At 67.6% G+C, this 18,542-nt stretch carries 15 protein-coding genes; 7 read left to right on the forward strand and 8 right to left on the reverse strand.

Annotated features, from left to right (window positions below; all coding sequences use genetic code 11):
- Positions 1 to 102: 102 nt before the first annotated feature.
- The 4 genes from BLT71_RS00230 to fdhA all read left to right on the forward strand — a co-directional run bounded on the left by BLT71_RS00230 (position 103) and on the right by fdhA (position 6,219).
- Complete coding sequence (locus BLT71_RS00230) at positions 103 to 1,701, forward strand: APC family permease (protein WP_091723693.1); 1,599 nt, start codon at positions 103 to 105, stop codon at positions 1,699 to 1,701.
- A gap of 464 nt (positions 1,702 to 2,165) precedes the next feature.
- Entirely contained in the window at positions 2,166 to 3,470 is a 1,305-nt protein-coding gene (locus tag BLT71_RS00235) for an aromatic ring-hydroxylating oxygenase subunit alpha (protein WP_091716571.1), read from the forward strand.
- Complete coding sequence (locus tag BLT71_RS00240) at positions 3,467 to 4,873, forward strand: ferredoxin reductase (protein WP_091716573.1); 1,407 nt, start codon at positions 3,467 to 3,469, stop codon at positions 4,871 to 4,873. Before BLT71_RS00235 ends, BLT71_RS00240 begins: the two co-directional genes overlap by 4 nt.
- A 134-nt stretch (positions 4,874 to 5,007) precedes the next feature.
- The gene (gene fdhA / locus BLT71_RS00245; protein WP_091716575.1) at positions 5,008 to 6,219 is read left to right on the forward strand and encodes a formaldehyde dehydrogenase, glutathione-independent; all 1,212 of its coding nucleotides are present in this window, start codon (positions 5,008 to 5,010) and stop codon (positions 6,217 to 6,219) included.
- 102 nt (positions 6,220 to 6,321) lie between these two features.
- Here the strand turns inward: fdhA and BLT71_RS20885 are convergent, their stop codons facing one another.
- From BLT71_RS20885 to BLT71_RS00280, 8 genes are read right to left on the reverse strand one after another with little or no spacing between them, the layout of a single operon-like run.
- Complete coding sequence (locus BLT71_RS20885; RefSeq protein WP_269457147.1) at positions 6,322 to 6,453, reverse strand: hypothetical protein; 132 nt, start codon at positions 6,451 to 6,453, stop codon at positions 6,322 to 6,324.
- The gene (locus BLT71_RS00250) at positions 6,453 to 7,826 is read right to left on the reverse strand and encodes an NtaA/DmoA family FMN-dependent monooxygenase (RefSeq protein ID WP_091716577.1); all 1,374 of its coding nucleotides are present in this window, start codon (positions 7,824 to 7,826) and stop codon (positions 6,453 to 6,455) included. Before BLT71_RS00250 ends, BLT71_RS20885 begins: the two co-directional genes overlap by 1 nt.
- A 9-nt stretch (positions 7,827 to 7,835) precedes the next feature.
- The gene (locus tag BLT71_RS00255; RefSeq protein ID WP_091716579.1) at positions 7,836 to 8,918 is read right to left on the reverse strand and encodes an LLM class flavin-dependent oxidoreductase; all 1,083 of its coding nucleotides are present in this window, start codon (positions 8,916 to 8,918) and stop codon (positions 7,836 to 7,838) included.
- Positions 8,915 to 9,742 carry a DUF1684 domain-containing protein gene (locus BLT71_RS00260; RefSeq protein ID WP_091716580.1) on the reverse strand — a complete coding sequence of 276 codons (828 nt, stop codon included), beginning with the start codon at positions 9,740 to 9,742 and terminating at the stop codon, positions 8,915 to 8,917. The genes BLT71_RS00255 and BLT71_RS00260 overlap by 4 nt, the downstream gene beginning before the upstream one ends.
- Positions 9,732 to 10,865, reverse strand: a complete 1,134-nt coding sequence (locus BLT71_RS00265) for an LLM class flavin-dependent oxidoreductase (protein WP_091716582.1) — start codon at positions 10,863 to 10,865, stop codon at positions 9,732 to 9,734. Before BLT71_RS00265 ends, BLT71_RS00260 begins: the two co-directional genes overlap by 11 nt.
- A complete protein-coding gene (locus BLT71_RS00270; RefSeq protein ID WP_091716584.1) occupies positions 10,862 to 11,926 on the reverse strand; it encodes an ABC transporter substrate-binding protein in 1,065 nt (354 codons plus the stop codon). The genes BLT71_RS00265 and BLT71_RS00270 overlap by 4 nt, the downstream gene beginning before the upstream one ends.
- Positions 11,927 to 11,935: 9 nt before the next feature.
- On the reverse strand, positions 11,936 to 12,742 hold the full coding sequence (locus BLT71_RS00275; RefSeq protein ID WP_091716586.1) for an amino acid ABC transporter ATP-binding protein: 807 nt from the start codon (positions 12,740 to 12,742) through the stop codon (positions 11,936 to 11,938).
- Positions 12,742 to 13,839, reverse strand: coding sequence for an amino acid ABC transporter permease (locus tag BLT71_RS00280; RefSeq protein ID WP_172829879.1), 1,098 nt, complete (start codon positions 13,837 to 13,839; stop codon positions 12,742 to 12,744). Before BLT71_RS00280 ends, BLT71_RS00275 begins: the two co-directional genes overlap by 1 nt.
- A 324-nt stretch (positions 13,840 to 14,163) precedes the next feature.
- Here BLT71_RS00280 and BLT71_RS00285 point away from each other — a divergent pair, with 324 nt between their 5' ends.
- The 3 genes from BLT71_RS00285 to BLT71_RS00295 are packed head-to-tail and all read left to right on the forward strand — an operon-like array spanning position 14,164 to position 18,440.
- Positions 14,164 to 16,128 (forward strand): FAD/NAD(P)-binding protein, encoded by a 1,965-nt coding sequence (locus tag BLT71_RS00285; protein ID WP_091716587.1) that lies wholly within the window; start codon positions 14,164 to 14,166, stop codon positions 16,126 to 16,128.
- The gene (locus BLT71_RS00290) at positions 16,125 to 16,676 is read left to right on the forward strand and encodes a GNAT family N-acetyltransferase (protein WP_091716599.1); all 552 of its coding nucleotides are present in this window, start codon (positions 16,125 to 16,127) and stop codon (positions 16,674 to 16,676) included. The genes BLT71_RS00285 and BLT71_RS00290 overlap by 4 nt, the downstream gene beginning before the upstream one ends.
- A gap of 48 nt (positions 16,677 to 16,724) precedes the next feature.
- A complete protein-coding gene (locus BLT71_RS00295; protein ID WP_091716601.1) occupies positions 16,725 to 18,440 on the forward strand; it encodes a helicase HerA-like domain-containing protein in 1,716 nt (571 codons plus the stop codon).
- The last annotated feature ends 102 nt before the right edge of the window (positions 18,441 to 18,542 follow it).

Consider the following 18,542-nt stretch of genomic DNA (forward strand, 5'->3'; position numbering starts at 1 on the left):
CGCCCCTCCGACTCAGCCGCGCCCCAGGGCGGCCGATCCCATCGTGCTTTTCTGATTTAGGAGTCCACAGTGGAACCCAGCAAGAGTATTGATTCAAGCGGCATGGACGAATTTGGCTACACCCAGACCCTGGACCGCAGCATCGGCAAGTTCGCCAGCTTCGCTGCAGGCGTCAGCTACATTTCCATCCTCACCGGCGTTTTCCAGCTGTTCTATTTCGGCTTCTCCATGGCCGGCCCCGCGTACGCGTGGTCCTGGCCCATCGTGTTCGTGGGCCAGCTGATGGTGGCCCTCTGTTTTGCCGAGCTCGCCGGCCGCTACCCGGTGGCCGGTTCGGTCTACAACTGGGCCAAGCGGCTGGCGTCCGGGACGTCGTCCTGGCTGGCCGGCTGGCTGCTGCTGCTGTCGTCCATCATGGCGCTGGGCTCGGTGGCGCTGGCACTGCAGATCACGCTGCCGCAACTCTGGTCCGGCTTCCAGTTCGTCGGCGACGGTACCGGCCCGTTCGATTTCGCCATGAACGGCGTGGTGCTGGCCACCATCATGATCACCATCTCCACCCTGATCAACGCCTTCGGCGTGAAGCTGATGACGCGGATCAACAGCATCGGCGTCTTCGTGGAGCTGGTGGCGGCGGTGCTGCTGATCCTCGCCCTGGGCTGGCATGTGGTGCGCGGGCCGGAGGTCTTCTTCGATACGGCGGGCTTCGGCGAGGGGCACGACCTCGGTTTCTTCGGCGTCTTCCTGATCGGGGCCATGGCCTCCGGCTACGTCATGTACGGCTTCGACACCGCCAGCTCGCTGGGTGAGGAGACCAAGGACCCCAAGAAGACGGCGCCCAAGGCCATCCTCCGCGCCGTCACCGCGTCGTTCCTGCTGGGCGGGCTCATCCTGCTGTTCGGGATCCTTGCCGCACCGGACCTCACCGATCCGAAGGTGGGATCGGCCGACGGCGGCTTGCAGTACATCGTGCTCAGTGTCCTGGGCGGCCCGTTCGGCAAGGCGTTCCTGGCCTGCATCGTGGTGGCTGTGGTGGTGTGCACCCTGGCCGTCCACGCTGCTGCGATCCGGATGATGTTCGCCATGGCCCGGGACAACAACCTGCCGTTCAGCCGGCAGCTCAGCAAGGTGGACCCGGTCCGCCGCACCCCCACCGTGGCTGCCATTGTCGTCGGCATCCTGGCGGTCCTGCCGCTGCTGATCAACGTGATGCAGCCGGCCATCTTCACCATCCTGTCCAGCATCAGCATCGTGCTGATCTATATGTCCTACCTGCTGGTGACGGTTCCACTGCTGCGCAAGCGGCTTCTGAAGAAGTGGCCGCTGGCCGATGCCGACGGTGCCGAGCCAGGGTTCTGCATGGGCAAGTGGGGGCTGCCGGTGAACATCCTCGCGGTCCTGTGGGGCGGTGCCATGACGGTGAACCTGATCTGGCCGCGGCCGGAGATCTACAACTCGGTGCCGCCCTTCGAGTGGTACCTGCAGTGGGGCGGCGTTCTGTTCGTGGCTGCCGTGACCGGCGGCGGGGCCCTGCTGTACCGGCTGAAGATCAGGCACCAGACAGGCGTGCTGGCCGAGCACGCCGCCGCAGTGGCAGCCCACCCGTCCGCAGGCCCGGCCCCGGACGCTGCTCCGGCTGAATCTCTTCCAGCCGACCCTGTTCCGGCCGAGGAGGGGGCCGTCGCGGTCAAGGTGCCCTAGGCGGCGCCACCGCCTCCTGTACAACGCACAGGGAAGGGCCGACGACGGCACGCGCCAGGCCGTCGTCGGCCCTTCCGTGCTGCCCGCCTGCAGGAGGGAATCCGTTGCTTTTTGACGGGGCCGCACCGGCGCCCGACGGGCCACTCAGCCGCCATGCCGCGGCGCCCTGCCGTACTCCGATGTCAAGACATTTCTGTGGCCGCGGCCACGTGTTTGTAACTACTTGACAGTCGGCGTGGCATACGTCACGCTGTTGCACATCATGATTGTTGTTGCGTAAGACGCATGCGGAAGGACCCCAAGATGGAGAGGCTTGCCAAAAGCTCAATCCGGACACCCGGTCTTCTTCCGCGTCGATCCTCCCCCACCTCGTAACGGCGACATTCCGACACCGTGAGTTGCCTCCACCAACTCCGAAGTCTCCCCACCAACCGCATACTTACCCAGCCTCCCGGGAGGAAAAAATGACTGCTCCAGTGAACGTGCCCCTCAACTCACGCGGAAAACTCGCTGCGACTTTGCCTGCAGAGCAGCAGGCAGAGATCGCAGCGCTGTTCGAGTTCCGGCGCACGGGCTACTCCCTCGACGCCCCCTTCTACACCGACCCCACGATCTTCAAGATCGACATGGAGGCCATCTTCGGCCAGCACTGGATCTTTGCCGGCAGCGTTGCCGAGCTGCCCGAGCCAGGCGACTACATCACTGTCGATTACGGCCCCTATTCCCTGATCGTGCTCCGCAACGATGACGGCGGCGTCAACGTCCTGCACAACGTCTGCCGCCACCGCGGTGCCCGCGTCCTGACCGAGAATGCCGGTTCCACCGGTAACCTCGTCTGCGGCTACCACTCCTGGACCTACTCCCCCGAGGGCAACCTGATCCACGCCTCCGCTCCCGGCGAAGCCAAGTTCGACAAGAACTGCTTCGCCCTCAAGCGGGCCCACAGCCGCGAGGTGGCCGGCCTCATCTTCGTCTGCATCGCCAACGAGCCGCCCACGGACTTCGATGAGACCTCGAAGATCTTCGAGCCGTACCTGGCACCGCATGACCTGTCCAAGACGAAGATTGCCTACCAGCAGAACATCATCGAAGAGGGCAACTGGAAGCTCGTCATGGAGAACAACCGTGAGTGCTACCACTGCGACGGGCACCCGGAACTCGCCTGCTCCCTCTTCCCCACCTGGGGCCTGACGGAAGGCCTGATTCCCACCCACCTCGAGGAGGTGTGGGACCGCAACAAGGAAGCACAGTCCTCGCTCGAGGAGCGGTGCCGCCGCTACGGCCTCCCCTACGAGGTGGTCGAGGAACTGGACACCCGCATCGCAGGCATCCGCATCTCCCGGGAATCCCTTGACGGAGAAGGCGAATCCTTCTCCGCCGACGGCCGCCGGCTCTCCAAGAAGCTGCTCGGTGACCTGCGGGACTTCCGCCTGGGCCGCTGCTCAATGCACCTGCAGCCGAACAGCTGGTTCCACTTCCAGAGCGACCACGTCATCACCTTCGGCGTCTTCCCCATCAACGAACACCAGACCCTGGTCCGCACCACCTGGCTGGTGGCCGACGACGCCGTGGAAGGCGTCGACTACGACCGTGAGAAGCTGACCTACACCTGGGAGCAGACCAACATCCAGGACAAGGCGTTCGTTGAGCTGTGCCAGCAGGGCGCAGCAAGCCCGGCGTACGAGCCCGGCCCGTACATGAAGAGCGAATACCAGGTGGAGGCCTTCATCAACTGGTACGTGCAGCGGGTGCAGGAGCACTTGGCATGATTGAGCTCCTCTCTGAAACGGCGGCTGTCCAGGAGCCGCAGCGTATCCGCGGCCTGGAGATGCCGTGGAACAGGGTGATGGGCACCACCGAGGGACCCGCAGGCGCCGCGCGCGCCCTGGGGCCCTGGCACCCGCAGGAGTTCATGGCTGAATGCGTTGAGACCGTCCCCGAAGCGGGCGGCATGATGACGTTCGTGTTCCGCCGCTGCGACGGGGCTCCCCTGGCGTTCCGTGCGGGCCAATACGTGAACATTGCCTTCCCGGTGAACGGCGAAGACCAGGAGCCGGTGGACCGCAGCTACTCGCTGTCCAGCTCGCCCACGGAACCCTGGACCTTCAGCGTCACCGTCAAGCGCGACGCCGGCGGACTGGTTTCACCGTGGGTGCACGACAACGTGCGGCCGGGCACCGTCCTGGACATGCTGGGACCTGTGGGTGCATTCCACCTGCCCGATGCGGACCGGCGCGCACGGTACCTTTTCCTGGCGGCCGGCGCCGGCATCACGCCTATCATGTCGATGCTGCGGACCATCCACGACCTGCCCGGAACAGCCGACGTGGTGGTCCTCTACCACGGCGCCGAAGCCGGCGGCTTCGCCTTCCACCGGGAGCTTGCCTACATCGCTTCCGTGGACTCGCGCGTCAAGGTCTTCTACGCCCTGGGCGACCGCGGCAGGCCCGACGAATGGGAAGGCTTCAAGGGACGGTTGTCCGCCGCGATGATCGACGAGGTGGCCCCCGACGCCAACGGCCGGCAGGTGTACGCCTGCGGCCCGGAGGGTTACCTGAACACCGCTACTGAGCTGCTGAAAAAGGTGGGCGTCGACGACACCTCCATCTACATGGAGTTCTTCTCGGGCGACCGGCAGACCCTCCTCGAATACCAGGCGGAGCTCGCGCTTGCAGCCGACATTGCCGAAGAAATCGCCGAGGAAATCGCCGATTCAGCCGAGGACTACTACGAGGGCCAGCCCGCCGCGTTCGGCATGTACGAGCCCGGCTACGACGAGGACGGAACCCTGCAGGCTTCCGGCATGCCGCTGGAAGCGGTGGACCCGGACGCTCCGGCCGCAGAGACCACCGGCACCGCGCCCGAAACAAGCGCTCCCGATGCCTCCAGCTTCGAGACCGTGGGAACCGGCAGCCTCACGCTGTCCTTCATGCGCACCGGCATCAATGTGCGGATCGACCCGGAGCTGCCCATCCTCGAGGTGGCACAGCGTGCGGGTGTCCGGATCGGCGCCAACTGCAAGGAGGGCATGTGCGGTTCCTGCAAGGTGGTCAAGCTGTCCGGTGAGGTGGACATGAACCACCAGGGTGGAATTCGCAAGCGGGAAATCGACGCCGGCAAGTTCCTGCCCTGCTGTTCCACCGCGCGCACCGACATGGTGATCGACGCCTAGCCGCCCCCTCAAACTGCGGGCGCCGCCCGCCCCATGATTCACCGCAAGTGAAAAGTAAAACAACACGGAAGGTCTGATGCACCAAGCGTCGGGCCTTCCGTGGCAATCAAATGCCAACCATAGGAGCCATGCCCATGTCAGGTAACAAAGCCGTTGCGTACAAGGAGCCCGGGGTCGTCGAAATCATCGATACCCCCTACCCCACCTTCGAACTGCAGGCCGGCCCCGGCGTCAATCCCATCAATGTTGGCCGGAAGGTTCCGCACGGGGTCATCCTGCGCACCGTAAGCACCAACATCTGCGGTTCGGACCAGCACATGGTCCGCGGCCGCACCACCGCCCCGGCTGGACTCGTCCTGGGGCACGAAATCACCGGTGAAGTCATTGAGGCCGGGCCGGACGTCGAGTTCATCAAGGTGGGGGACATCGTCTCGGTCCCCTTCAACATCTCCTGTGGCCGCTGCCGGAACTGCAAGGAGCGCAAGACCGGAATCTGCCTGAACGTCAACCCGGACCGTCCAGGGTCCGCCTACGGTTACGTGGATATGGGTGGGTGGGTTGGCGGCCAGGCCGAATACGTCCTGGTCCCCTACGCCGACTGGAACCTCCTGCGCTTCCCGGACCGCGACCAGGCCCTTGAGAAGATCATGGACCTGACCATGCTCTCCGACATCCTGCCCACCGGTTTCCATGGCGCCGTCACAGCGGGTGTCGGCGTCGGCTCCACCGTCTACGTTGCCGGAGCGGGACCCGTGGGCCTTGCCGCGGCCGCAAGCGCGCAGCTGCTGGGTGCAGCGGTGGTCATCGTCGGAGACCTCAATGAGGACCGCCTGGCCCAGGCCCGGTCCTTCGGCTGCGAAACCGTCAACGTGGCCAACGGCGACCCCGCCGACCAGATCGAGCAGATCCTCGGCGTCCGGGAAGTGGATTCCGGAATCGACGCCGTCGGCTTCGAAGCCCGCGGACACGGCCACGGCGCCCAGGAGGCACCGGCCACGGTGCTCAATTCGCTGATGGACATCACCACCGCCGGCGGGTCCGTCGGCATTCCCGGCCTCTACGTCACCGGAGATCCGGGCGCCGCGGATGAGGCAGCCCAGAAGGGCAGCCTGTCCCTGTCGCTGGGCACGGGCTGGGCCAAGTCCCTTTCCTTCGCCACCGGCCAGTGCCCGGTGATGAAGTACAACCGGCAGCTGATGATGGCGATCCTGCATGACAGGATCCACATCGCCAAGGCCGTCAACGCCACGGCCATCTCGCTCGAAGACGCCCCCCGCGGTTACGCGGAATTCGATGCCGGAGCGGCCACGAAGTACGTCCTGAACCCGAACGGCTACCTCAACTAAGCCGCGGGCCACGCGGGGTCTCCCCCAGGCAGATTCGAGCGGGCCGCTGCACCACCCAGGCCATACGGGTGGTGCGGCGGCCCGCGTCAGTTAAGGAAGGGCCTACAGCCACTGCTCCCACACGGTCAGCTGCAGCCTGCAGGTTTCCTCCGAAGCAGCCCCCAGGGAAGGGCCTGCGACGGCGCTCTCCTCGCCGCCGTCGTCGTCCCTTCCCCGCCAGGTTGCAGTACGCATCAGGCGCGGACCGCCCCGGACGGCGCGTCGGCCGTGCGCACAGGCGTTTCCAGGCCGAGATTCTCGCGCAGCGTGCTGCCGCGGTACTCCGTGGGGTACACGCCGCGCTCCTGCAGCTCCGGCACCAGGTGGTTGACGATGTCATCCAGGCCGGTGGGAACCAGCCACGGCGAGATGTTGAACCCGTCCACCGCGCCCGTCCGGGCGTATTCGGCCAGGTGGTCCGCCACGGCCGTGTAGGACCCGGTGAACGTGGCGTCGATCCGCGCCGTCTTGGAGGTCACGAACTGGCGGATGGACAGGCCCTTGTCCTTGGCCTCGGCACGCCACTGGTCCGCCAGCTGGCGGGCCTTCGCGCCGTGGAAGCCGCTGCCGCGGGTCTCGGAGGTCTCCTCCACCACGGGATCGATCTCGGGCAGCGGGCCGTCGGGATCGTAGGCGGACAGTTCGCGGCCCCAGAACTGCTCCAGGTAGGCGACAGCCTGCTGCGGGCCGATCTGCAGGCTCCGCACCCATTCCTTCTTTTCCGCGGCCTCTTCTGCGGTGGCCGCGAGGATGAATTCGCTGGCCGGCATGATCTGCACGGCGTTGGCGCCGCGGCCCGCCGCCACCGATCGCTCCACGAGGTCCTTGCGGAACTCCAGGGCGTCGTCGAACTTCGGGTGGGCGGAGAAGATCACGTCGGCCTGGCGGGCAGCGAAGTTCCGGCCCTCGGGCGAGTCGCCGGCCTGGAACAGGACCGGCCGGTACTGGGCGCTGCGCGGCAGCCGCGGTGTGACGTCCACCGTATAGTGCTGGCCTTCGTGGAGCACACGGCGGGCGGGGCCGGCGGGGGTCTCCCAGGAGTCCCAGATCCGCTTGGCCGTCTCCACGAATGCCTCGGCGTGCTTGTACCGGTCCGCGTGGTCCAGGTACCCGCCGCGGCGGAAGTTGGCGCCGGTCCAGGCGTTGTCCGTGGTGACGATGTTCCACGCGGCGCGGCCGCCCGAGATCAGGTCCAGCGAGGCGAGCCGGTGCGCCAGGTCTGCGGGGTCGTTGTAGGTGGTGTTCTGGGTGGCCACCAGGCCGATGTTTTTGGTCACCGACGCCAGGGCGGCGAGCATGGTCTGCGCGTCCGGGCGGCCCACCACGTCCAGGGCGTGCGGGCGGCCCAGGTGCTCGCGCAGGCGCAGTCCCTCGCCGAGGAAGAAGGCGGCGAACAGTCCGCGTTCTGCGGTCTGGGTGATGCGGCGGAAGGATTCGAAGTCGGTCTGCGAGCCGGATTCCGCCGCCTTCCAGATGGTGCCTGAGTTGACGCCCTGGAAGAAGATGCCGAACTGGATCTGACCGGTGGGCTGGAAGATGTCGGATTTAGCACGGTTGTGCTGTGTCATGGTTTTTCCTTACTTTCCGGTGCCGGCGGCGGCAGGGGCGTAGCGGCTGGCCGGGCGCTCCAGGCCCAGCAGGTCGCGGAAGGTTCCGTCCTGCAGCACGGGGCGGAGCGCTCCGCGGCGGCGCAGCTCGGGCAGGACCAGGCGTCCCAGTTCGTCGAGGTCCAGGGCGAGCGACGCCGGGTGGAGGCGCACGCCGTCAGCGTCCGCCAGCAGCGACTCCAGGAAGTCCGCCAGGGCGGCGGCGGTGCCCGCGAAGGCCGCCCGGCCGCCGTCGGCGTCCACGCCGGTGGCGGCTGCGCGCGACGCCGCAGCCTGCCCGCGCGAGTCGAGGACGACGTCGAGCTCGGCGATTACCGCCACGGACCCACCCACCCGGGAACGCACGTCGAGGACTTCCGCGGCCAGCAGTTCAGGGGTTGGCGCGGACACCAGTACGGCGTCCACGGCGTCAGCCGGCACTTCACCGAGCAGCGATGCCGGAGCCAGGACGGGCAGCTGTCCCTGCAGCGGCCGCGGAATGATGGACGGGCCCTTCACCGAGTAGCCCGCGCCGGCAAACCCGGCCGGTGTCTCAAAGTCGGCATAGTGGAGCTTGTCCACGTCGATGTACCGCCCGGTGGGGACGTCGCGGATCACGGCGTCGTCCTCCCACGAGTCCCAAAGCCGCCTGGACACCTCAATGGACGCGGCAGCTTCCTGGCCCAGCGCGGCGCCGGTGACGGAAGAACGTCCAACGGCGGCAGCCGCCTCGGGCGATTCGGCGGCGGTCACGATCCACCCGGCACGGCCGCCGGAGACGTAGTCGAGGCTGGCCAGCTGGGTGGAAACATGGAACGGCTCGGTGTAGACGGTGTCCACTTCAGGCACCAGGGCAATCGACCTGGTGACCGGGCCGGCGAACGCTGCCCGCTGCAGTGCGTTGGCACGGCCGGGAACCGGCGCGTCCGTGAAGGTGGCTGCGTGGAAGCCGGCGGACTCTGCCGCCAGCACGGCACGGGAGATGTCCGCCCCGTCCCAGCCGGCGCCGTCAAGCTCGATGGCCAGGAAGCCGGCCTGGCTTCCCTCGGCCGAAGGGGTGTCGGTGTTGCTCACTTCTGGTCCTGACGTTCGTAGGGAATCTTCTCGCCGGCCTCGATGGGCACGGGCAGCCGGTTTTCGGCCGGGGGCAGCGGGCAGGTGGCCAGGTCCGTGTAGGCGCACGGCAGGTTGACCGCCCGGTTGAAGTCCAGCACCACGGAGCCGTCCGCTGCGGGCACCACGGAGAGCGAGCGGTTGGCCGCGTAGGTGGTGGCGCCGGAGGTTTGGTCTGTGAACAGCACCGACAGGGAACCCGGGGCGTGCCCGTTGAAAGCGGTCAGTGCCAGTTCCTGGCCGGCCAGCTTGAAACGGATCTCACCCGGGGCCTCGTAAACGTGCTGGATGCCCTCGACGGCGGCGCCCACCGTGGTGGGCCGCTGCGATTCGAACGGAACGAAGGTTCCGCGGACGGCGTAGGCGGCATCGGGCGAGTAGGCGGGCGTGCCCTGGTACTCGCGGAGCAGCCCGTTCTCCGGGTTCCGCGGCCGCACGATGTACTCGCCGCCGCGCTTGGCCACCTCGATGACGGTCTCGCCGGACACGAGGTTGATCCCGCCGCGTTCGGCGATGGGTCCGAACTCCACGGTTGCGCCGGCTTCGGTGTTCAGTTCCCTGCCGTCCTGCTGCAGGCTCTCACCCGGCTGCAGGACAACGCGGACGACGTCGGCCTCCGCACTCCAGGTGCCCGGGGCGCCTTCCAGCGCGGCGGCGTCGCTGCTGAGCCAGTGGAGGTGGGTCACCGCGAGGAAGCCGTGCGGGTGGGCGCGGTGGCGCTCATGCGCCGCATGCCACTCCTGCCAGTCGGCGTCGAAGGTTTCGAGGGCTGTTTCAGTGGACAAGGGCGTTCTCACTCCTGCTGGCGTTGGCGGACGGGTTGGATCGCGTGAATTCGGGGCGGCTGCCGTAGGGGTCCCCGGCCTCCCACAGGCTGGTGGGCGCTGCGGCCCGGACGGCCGGGATCACTTCGAGGGCGACGCGTTCGAGGATTTCCAGCTGCTGTTCGAAGGGCAGGGTGGTGGGCAGGGAGATGGACTGCAGGTCGTGGCGGTACAGCTGGTGGTAGCTGAGGATCTTGTCGATCACCTGCTCCGGGCTGCCCACCAGCGCGGGCCCCTCGGCCACGGCGTGCTGGATGTCCCGGAAGGGCGAGTTGTTGCCCGGCACGTTGCGGTTGGCCGTCAAAGCCTCGTAGACGGGCCCGAACTGGCGCACCGCCTCCTGAGTGGTGTCGGCGATGAACACGCCGCCGGCGCCGCAGCCCGAGCCCACGTACTGGTGGCGGGGGTCGTGGCCGTGGCGTTCGTACTCTTCGCGGTAGTGATCGATCAGCACGGCATAGTTTTCCCGCGGCTGGATGGCGTTGGCGGTGAACAGGGGATCGCCCCACTTGCCGGCCAGGGCGGCCGACGTCTGCGTTGTAGCAGAGCCGTGCCAAATACGCGGCGGACCGTCGAAGGGACGGGGCGTGGTGGTGGCCGGCTCGGTCAGCGCGGACCGGAACCTGCCGGACCAGGTGACGCCTTCCTCGCGCCACAGCCGGCGCAGCAGCCCGTACTTTTCGGCCAGCAGGTCCCACTGGTCCGCCAGGTCCAGGCCGAAGAGCGGGTACTGCAGCACCTCGTTGCCTTTGCCGACGGTGATTTCCAGGCGGCCGCGGCTGAGCTGGTCAATGGTGGCGTAGTCCTCAGCCACCCGCACCGGGTCCAGCACGGACAGCACCGTGACGCCGGTGTGCAGCCGGATCCGGTCCGTCACGGCTGCGATGGCCGCCAGCACGGTGGTGGGAGAGGAGGAGATGAACTCGCCGGCGTGCCGCTCCCCCACCGAGAAGCTGTCGAAGCCCAGGGCTTCTGCCCGGCGGGCCGTTTCCACTACCTGGTTCAGCCGGTCCGCGGTGGAGACGATCTCCCCGGTGAGCGGGTTCTTCAGGTGCGGAATGATGTCCAGGACCTGGAATTTCATGAGGACTTCTTCGATGCTTCGGCTGATGCGCTGGCGGTGGCCGTGGCGGCGGTCTGGCTGGCGGCGTAGTTGTCCTCCGTGATGGTCTTGGCTTCCGGCAGCGCTTCCTCTGACAGGCCCCAGCGTTCCAGGACCTTGCCGTAGGAACCGTCCTTGATGGCGGAGTTCAGGGCCTCAGTGATCACCGGAGCCAGCCCGTTGCCCTTCAGCGACGTGGCGGCCACCAGCGTCTCTGACGGCCAGCCGGCGTTCACCTTGCCCACCACCTTCAGGTCGTCGCGGGTGTTTTCCCGGTACACGGTGGACGGGTAGGGGGCGATGTTGAGGTCCGTGCGGCCCGAGGACAGCGCCAGGATGGTGTCCGCCTCGGACTGGTAATACTGCAGGGTGGCCGGCGCCTTGCCCTTGTCCTCCAGCTCCTTGTTCCAGGCCAGCAGGATCTTTTCCTGGTTGGTGCCGGAGCCGACGGAGACGCGCAGACCGGAGATGTCGTCCGCACCCTTGATGTCGTAGGTGGCGGATTTCTTGGCTTCGAAGCCCATGAACGCGGCGCGGTAGCTGGCGAAGTCGAACAGCTTCACGCGGTCCTTGTTGACGCCCACGTTGGAGAAAACTACCTCGAAGTCGCCAGACTGGGTCTTCAGCGGCCAGTTCTCCCAGGACGTGACCTGGACGTCGAGTTCCAAGCCCAGCTTGTCCGCCACCAGCTGGGCAATGTCCAGCTCGGAGCCGATGGGCGTCTTGTCATCAGTGGCGTGGAAGGACAGGGGAATGGACCCGGCCGTGGTGGCCACGGTCAGCTTCCCGTCCTTGCCGATCAACCCGGGGACCTTGGCGGCGAGCGCCGCGTCCTTCCCGCCGCGGATCCGCTGCTGGTCCGGGGAGGTGTTGTAGACCACGCCGTTGCGTGCCGCCGTCGTCTGCGCCGCGCCGGAGGCGTCACCGGAGGCCGAAGCGCCGGGGTCTGCGCAGGCGGACAGCGCGGCCGTTCCCAGGAGGACGACGGCGGGCAGTGCTGCCAGTGAGCGGCGCGTACGGAAGCGCGGGGTGGAGAGAGCCATGGATGGTCCTTAGATGTTGAAAGCCGGTTCGAGCACCTTGGAGAAGAAGCTCCGGGTGCGCGGTTCCTGGGGGTTGGTGAAAATCTGCTGAGGGGTGCCCTGTTCCACGATCTGGCCCTGGTCCATGAACACCACGGTGTCCGCCACGTCACGGGCGAAGCCCATTTCGTGGGTGACGATGATCAGGGTGGTGCCGGACTTGGCCAGTTCCCGGATGACGTCCAGCACTTCGTTGACCAGTTCCGGGTCCAGGGCGGAGGTGGGCTCGTCGAACAGCAGGATCTTGGGGTCCAGCGCCAGGGCACGGGCGATGGCGACGCGCTGCTGCTGTCCGCCGGAAAGCTGCCGGGGGTAGGCGCCGGCGCGGTCCTTGAGCCCTACGCGGTCCAGCAGTTCCAGGCCGCGGCGGCGGGCTTCCTCCTTGGAACGGCCCTGCGCTACGACAGGTGCTTCCGCCACGTTTTCCAGGGCGGTCAGGTGCGGGAAGAGGTTGAAGTTCTGGAACACCATGCCGATCTCGGTGCGCTGCTTGAGGATGTCCTTCTCCCGCAGTTCGTGGAGTTTCTGGCCGCGGATCTCGTAGCCCACCAGCTTGCCGTCGATGGAGATGTGGCCGCCGTCCACCTTTTCCAGGTGGTTGATGGTGCGCAGCAGGGTGGATTTACCGGAACCGGACGGGCCCACGATCACGGCCACGCCGCCCGGCTCCACGGTGAGGCTGACTCCTTTGAGCACCTCGGTGGCGCCGAAGGACTTGCGGACGCCGGTGATTTCGACGAGCCCGCGGGTGGCGGGGGCTGAAAGGGTGGCGGTCATCAGAGGCTCTTCCGGTTGGTGACGGCGTGGGTGGCGAAGAACTTGCGGGCCTTCTGCAGTGGCGTCAGCGGCAGGTTACGCACGGCGCCTTTGGAGTAGTGGCGTTCGATGTAGTACTGGAAGACGCTGAGCACGGAAGTGATCACCACGTACCAGAGGGTGGCCACCAGCAGCAGCGGCAGGACCTGCTGGGTGCGGTTGTAGATCACCTGCACGGTGTAGAACAGCTCCGAGTAGGCCAGGACGTAGACGATCGAAGTGCCCTTGACCAGGCCGATGATCTCGTTGAAGGCGGTGGGCAGGATGGCGCGCATGGCCTGCGGCAGGACGATCCGCGTGGAGCGGCGCCAGGCGGGGATGCCCAGGGCGGCAGCGGCCTCCAGCTGGCCCTGGTCCACGGAGAGGATGCCGCCGCGGATGATCTCCGCGGAGTAGGCGGCCTGGTTCAGTGTCAGGCCCAGGACGGCCGCGGCGAACTGGCTGATCAGCGTGGTGGTCTGCACCTCGAAGAACCGCACGTCCGTGAACGGGATGCCCAGGCTGATCTTTTCGTAGAGGTAGCCCAGGTTGTACCAGAGGAGCAGCTGGACCAGCAGCGGCGTGGACCGGAAGATCCAGGAGAACGTCCAGGAGACGGACACCAGCAGCGGCGAGGCGGACAACCGCATGAGTGCCAGGATGAAGCCCAGCACGAAGCCGAGGATGCCGGAGATGGCGGTGAGCTTCAGGGTTTCCACCAGGCCGTTGACCACTGACTGCGCGGTAAACCACTGCGCCACCACACCCCACTCCCAGCGCGGGTTGGTGGCCAGCGACCAGGCCACAGCCAGGACGCCGAGCGCCACGGCGGCAGTTCCCACCCAGCGCCACGGATGCTTGGCAGCCACCACGCGGTATGAGGAATAGTCAGCGGCAATGCGCGCTGTTCCTTCGGGCGGCAATCCCCCGCCTGACGGCAGGTTGCTGCCGGTTGCAGAAGCGGATTCGGTGGCCGCCTGTCCGGGAGCGGCTGCCGCCGCTTCGGTCTCCGCAGTCGCTGCCGGCTCTCCCGTGGGTGCCGGCCGTGCCTGCGCCACCCTCGATGTTGCTGAACTCATGTGCCACCTCGCTTCTTGTCCTGGGTCCTGGTGTTCGGGCCGGAGCGGGCGCCCCGGCCTGGGCTTTTGCCCCGGTTGCTGGCTGCAAATCTAGGACCGGCCCAAACGGGGCGGCAACACCGGAAGTTGCATTAGTTCACCGGGCTTCGCACTGCGTCATGAGTCGGTTTCTTGCGTCTTTTGACCTGTTGTGACGCGGAGTTAACGGGCGTGACCGGCCGCTCGACCGGCGTCGTCACCGCTGCCTAGCATGGGCACTCCGGCGGCTGCCAACGCGCCGCTGCACCTCCCGCCAACCCGCCCATCCGCCCGTCAGGAGCCCCCATGCCAGCGAAGATTCCGGCCGTCGTATTCATCGGTGGCGGACCGCGCACGGCCGGCGTCCTGGAGCGCATCGCCGCCAACCGGCCGGATGTTTTTGCCGGTCCGCTGGAGATCCATGTGGTGGAGCCGCACGTTCCGGGCTCGGGCCGCATCTGGCGGTACGACCAGGACCCGGGCCTGCTGCTGAACTCCATGGCAGCGGACATCACCATGTTCACCGACGAGTCCGTGGCCTGCGACGGCCCCGCCTTTGCCGGCCCCGGGCTGGTGGAGTGGACCGCCGGAGTCCTGGACGGGTCCATCACCGACGTGCCGGACTTCCCGCAGCACCTGCAGGACCAGCTCCGGGCACTCAACGGCACCACGTTCCCCACCCGCCAGCTGCAGAGCCAGTACCTCGAATGGTTCTTCCGCCGCGCCGCCAGGGCACTGAACCGCAGCGTCACCACCCACCGGAGCACCGCCGTCGGGATCTCACCCCTGCCGGACGGCGGGCACGAAGTCGCGCTGGCCAACGGCCGGACGGTGCACGCTGACATCCTGGTGACCGCGCTGGGCCACACCGATTCCCTGCCGGACGCCGCCTCCTCCGGCTACGCGGACTTCGCTGCCCGGCACGGCGGGTACCACGCGGCACCCAGCTACACCACCGACGTCGACTACTCCGGCATAGCCCCGGGCCAGGACGTCATCGTCTCCGGCATGGGCCTGGCCTTCGTGGACTTGCTGGTCATCCTGATGGAGGGCCGCGGCGGCCGGTTCGAGGAAGCGCCCGACGGCGGGCTGCGCTACCTTCCGTCCGGACGGGAACCGCGGCTGTGGGCCGGGTCGCGCCGCGGCGTTCCCTACCATTCCAAGATCTCTGCCACCCTCCGCGGTGAAGCACCCGGACCGCTGCGGTTCTTCACCCCTGCCGCTGTGGAATCCCTGCTCCAGAGCCACGGGGAACTGGACTTCCACCAGCACCTCTGGCCGCTGGTGGCCAAGGAGGCCGGGTACTACTACTACCGCGAGCTCCTGACCGGAAGCCCCGAACGGGCTGCCATGGGCTGGGATTCGTTCGCGGCCCGGTACGCCGGGCTGGACTGGTACAGCGGCGAGCGCGCAGAGCTGGTGGCCGCCGCGGTCCCGGACGACGCCCTGCACCTGGACCTCGAACGGCTGGACCGCCCCTTCGACGGGCGCCGCTTCGCGGACCACCGTGCCGTGCAGGATGCCGTGGCCGGATACATCGAACACGACCTCGCCCTCCGCGACACCCCGGACCATCCCGAGACGCTCGCCCTGTTCCTGGCCCTGCTGCACGTGTACATGGAGGTGGGCCGGGTGGTCCCCGCGGACCGGCTGAACGCCCGGTCCCAGCAGACCATCCATGGATGGTGGCACGGGTTCTTCAGCTTCGTCGATTCCGGGCCGCCGCCCCACCGTTTGCGGCAGATGCTGGCCCTGCACCGAGCCGGGCTGCTGCAGTTCCTGGGACCCGGCGTGGAGGTCACCCCCGATGAAGCAACCGGGGCTTTCGTGGCCGCGTCCCCGCAATCCGATGCTGTGGTTTCGGCGCGGGCGTTCATCGAGGCCAGGCTGCCGGCCACCTCGGTGGTCCGGTCACTCAACCCCGTCCTGGTCTCCCTGAACGGCAGCGGGCTGGGAACCGAGCAGCAGCTGCTGACCGCGGACGGGATCCACTCCACCGGCAAGCTGCTGGTGACCCCGCAGCACCGGCTGGTGGGGGCGGACGGCACCCCGCAGGCCACCGTGTTCGGCGTGGGCCCCGGAACGTCCGGCTGGGGCGCGGGAGCCTTTGCCCGGCCGCGCACCAACGCAGCCCCGTTCCGCGAAAACGATGCCCTGGCCCGGACCATCCTCGGCACGGCCGGCAACCTTGCCGGCGGAATGTCCGCCACAATATCCCCAGAGCCGGCCGCTGCCGGACAAAACCAGACCCTGACAAGGAACCACCGGTGACAGCAGAACCAGAAGTCCAGCCCCGTCCCCTGGACCGCGCCGCCCTGGAAGTCCTCATCCTGCCCATGCACGATCCCCGGGTCCGGCCGCTCCTGGACGAGCTCGCCGTCGAATACGACACCCGATACGGGGACCTCTTCGGCAGCGGCGCCGCGGCCGAAGAACTGAACCGGTACCCGGCAGCGGAATTCGAGGGCCCCTCCGGTGCGCTGCTCATCATCCAGGAAGACGGCGAATCCATCGCCGGCGGCGCGTTCCGCCGGTATGACGCCACCACGGCGGAACTGAAGCGGATCTGGACCCACTCCGCCCACCGCCGTCGTGGCCTGGCCCGCCTGGTGCTCGCCGAGCTGGAGGCCCTGGCAGCTGCGCGCGGATATACCGGCCTGTACCTGACCACCGGCCCGCGGCAGCCCGAGGCCAAACACCTCTACCTGAGCACGGGTTACGAGGCCCAGTTTGACCTGTCCGCGGACCCCGAGACCATCGGGGCGCTGGCGTTCACCAAGGACCTTCCCGCCGCCGGCAACGGTACGGCGCGGAACTGACCTTCCCCACACCTCGGCAGATGCACCGGCCGCCGCTAAGCTAGCGCCATGGCGAACAAAACCACCGCAGAGAAGCTTGCCACCATCCAGAAGGGCTACGCCCTGGAAGGCGCCACCATCGAGCTGGGGGCGGCCCTGATCGACGGCGAACTCCACAAGGACGCGCCGGTGCGGCTGCCGCTGGCCATGATGAACCGGCACGGCCTGGTGGCCGGAGCCACCGGTACCGGCAAGACCGTCACCCTGCACATGATGGCCGAACAGCTTTCCACCGCCGGCGTTCCCGTCTTCCTGGCGGACATCAAGGGTGACCTCTCCGGGCTCGCCACGGCCGCGGCCGGCAGCGAGAAGCTCCTGGCCCGCACGCAGAGCATTGGCCAGGACTGGCACGGCAAGACCTTCCCGGTGGAATTCCTGGCGCTGGGCGGCGACGGCAACGGCATCCCCGTCCGGGCCACGGTGACCTCGTTCGGGCCAATCCTGCTCTCGCGGATCATGGAGCTCAACGACACCCAGGAATCCAGTCTGCAGCTGGTCTTCTACTTCGCCGACAAGAACGGCCTGGAACTGATCGACCTCAAGGACCTCCGGGCGGTCATCCAGTTCCTGACGTCCGACGAAGGCAAGGACGAGCTCGAGCAGCTCGGCGGGCTCTCGAAGGCCACCGCCGGGGTGATCCTGCGCGAACTGGTCACGCTCGAAGCCCAGGGGCTGGAGAAGTTCTTCGGCGAACCGGAGTTTGATACCGCCGAACTGCTGCGCACAGCACCGGATGGCCGCGGCGTGGTGACCTGCCTGGAACTGCCCACGCTGCAGAACAAGCCCATGCTGTTCTCCACGTTCCTCATGTGGCTGCTCGCCGATCTCTTCGAAGACCTCCCCGAAGCCGGCGACCTGGACAAGCCCAAGCTGGTTTTCTTCCTCGACGAGGCGCACCTGCTGTTCAACGGTGCCTCCAAGGCTTTCCTGGACGCCATTACCTCCACCGTCCGGCTGATCCGGTCCAAGGGCGTGGGCATCTTCTTCGTCACCCAAACCCCCAAGGATGTCCCAGCCGACGTCCTCGGCCAGCTGGCGAACCGGGTCCAGCACGCCTTGCGGGCCTTCACTCCGGAGGATGCCAAGGCCCTCAAGGCCACAGTGTCCACGTTCCCGCTCAGCGACTATGACCTCGAGGAGACTCTCACGTCGGCCGGGATCGGTGAAGCGGTCATTACCGTCATGAACGACAAGGGCGCTCCCACCCCGGTGGCCCTTACCCGGCTGCGGGCCCCAGAATCGGTCATGGGTCCCAGTGACGAAGCCCTGGTCCGGAGCACAGTGGCCGGGTCCGCGCTGCTGGGCAAGTACGGCACGGCGGTGGACAACCCGTCCGCGTACGAGAAGCTCACCGGCAAGACGGCAGCACCTACAGGGCCCGCGGCTCCCGCCGGAACACCCGGTGGGGTTTCGCAGCAGAACGACGTCGACGCCGAGGCAAGGCGCATCGAGGAGGAAATCCTGGGCCGGCCCAGCAGCAGGCCGTCGGATACCAGTTCCGGCAGGGACGAGGCTGCTGAAAGGGCTGGCAGCGTCCCGGCTCCGCGGGCACCCCGTGAACCCGAGCCCCAGCCCGGCGGCGGAATCATGGGCGACCTGGGCGGTGTGCTCGGCGGCGCCCTGGGTGGCGGGCTGAAAAGCATGGCCCGGTCCGTGGGCACCCAGCTGGGCCGTGAGCTGCTGCGCGGCATGTTCGGCACGTCCTCCCGGCGTCGCCGCCGCTGACCCCGGGGCCCCGGCGCGGGTACCCGCGGACCCCGCCAGAGCCGGGCCAGGCTGGATCAAAGGTGCGGCCGGGCACTCTTCGTGCCGGCGTCGTCGGGCGCT

The organism is Pseudarthrobacter equi, from assembly GCF_900105535.1.
GTDB classification, from domain to species: domain Bacteria; phylum Actinomycetota; class Actinomycetes; order Actinomycetales; family Micrococcaceae; genus Arthrobacter; species Arthrobacter equi.

Excerpts from the sequence above, each read along its gene's own strand:
- BLT71_RS00230 (WP_091723693.1), top strand. The coding sequence starts at position 103 with ATGGACGAATTTGGCTACACCCAGACCCTGGACCGCAGCATCGGCAAG.
- BLT71_RS00235 (WP_091716571.1), top strand. The coding sequence starts at position 2,166 with ATGACTGCTCCAGTGAACGTGCCCCTCAACTCACGCGGAAAACTCGCT.
- BLT71_RS00240 (WP_091716573.1), top strand. The coding sequence starts at position 3,467 with ATGATTGAGCTCCTCTCTGAAACGGCGGCTGTCCAGGAGCCGCAGCGT.
- fdhA (WP_091716575.1), top strand. The coding sequence starts at position 5,008 with ATGTCAGGTAACAAAGCCGTTGCGTACAAGGAGCCCGGGGTCGTCGAA.
- BLT71_RS20885 (WP_269457147.1), bottom strand. The coding sequence starts at position 6,453 with ATGCGTACTGCAACCTGGCGGGGAAGGGACGACGACGGCGGCGAGGAG.
- BLT71_RS00250 (WP_091716577.1), bottom strand. The coding sequence starts at position 7,826 with ATGACACAGCACAACCGTGCTAAATCCGACATCTTCCAGCCCACCGGT.
- BLT71_RS00265 (WP_091716582.1), bottom strand. The coding sequence starts at position 10,865 with ATGAAATTCCAGGTCCTGGACATCATTCCGCACCTGAAGAACCCGCTC.
- BLT71_RS00270 (WP_091716584.1), bottom strand. The coding sequence starts at position 11,926 with ATGGCTCTCTCCACCCCGCGCTTCCGTACGCGCCGCTCACTGGCAGCA.
- BLT71_RS00275 (WP_091716586.1), bottom strand. The coding sequence starts at position 12,742 with ATGACCGCCACCCTTTCAGCCCCCGCCACCCGCGGGCTCGTCGAAATC.
- BLT71_RS00280 (WP_172829879.1), bottom strand. The coding sequence starts at position 13,839 with ATGAGTTCAGCAACATCGAGGGTGGCGCAGGCACGGCCGGCACCCACG.
- BLT71_RS00285 (WP_091716587.1), top strand. The coding sequence starts at position 14,164 with ATGCCAGCGAAGATTCCGGCCGTCGTATTCATCGGTGGCGGACCGCGC.
- BLT71_RS00295 (WP_091716601.1), top strand. The coding sequence starts at position 16,725 with ATGGCGAACAAAACCACCGCAGAGAAGCTTGCCACCATCCAGAAGGGC.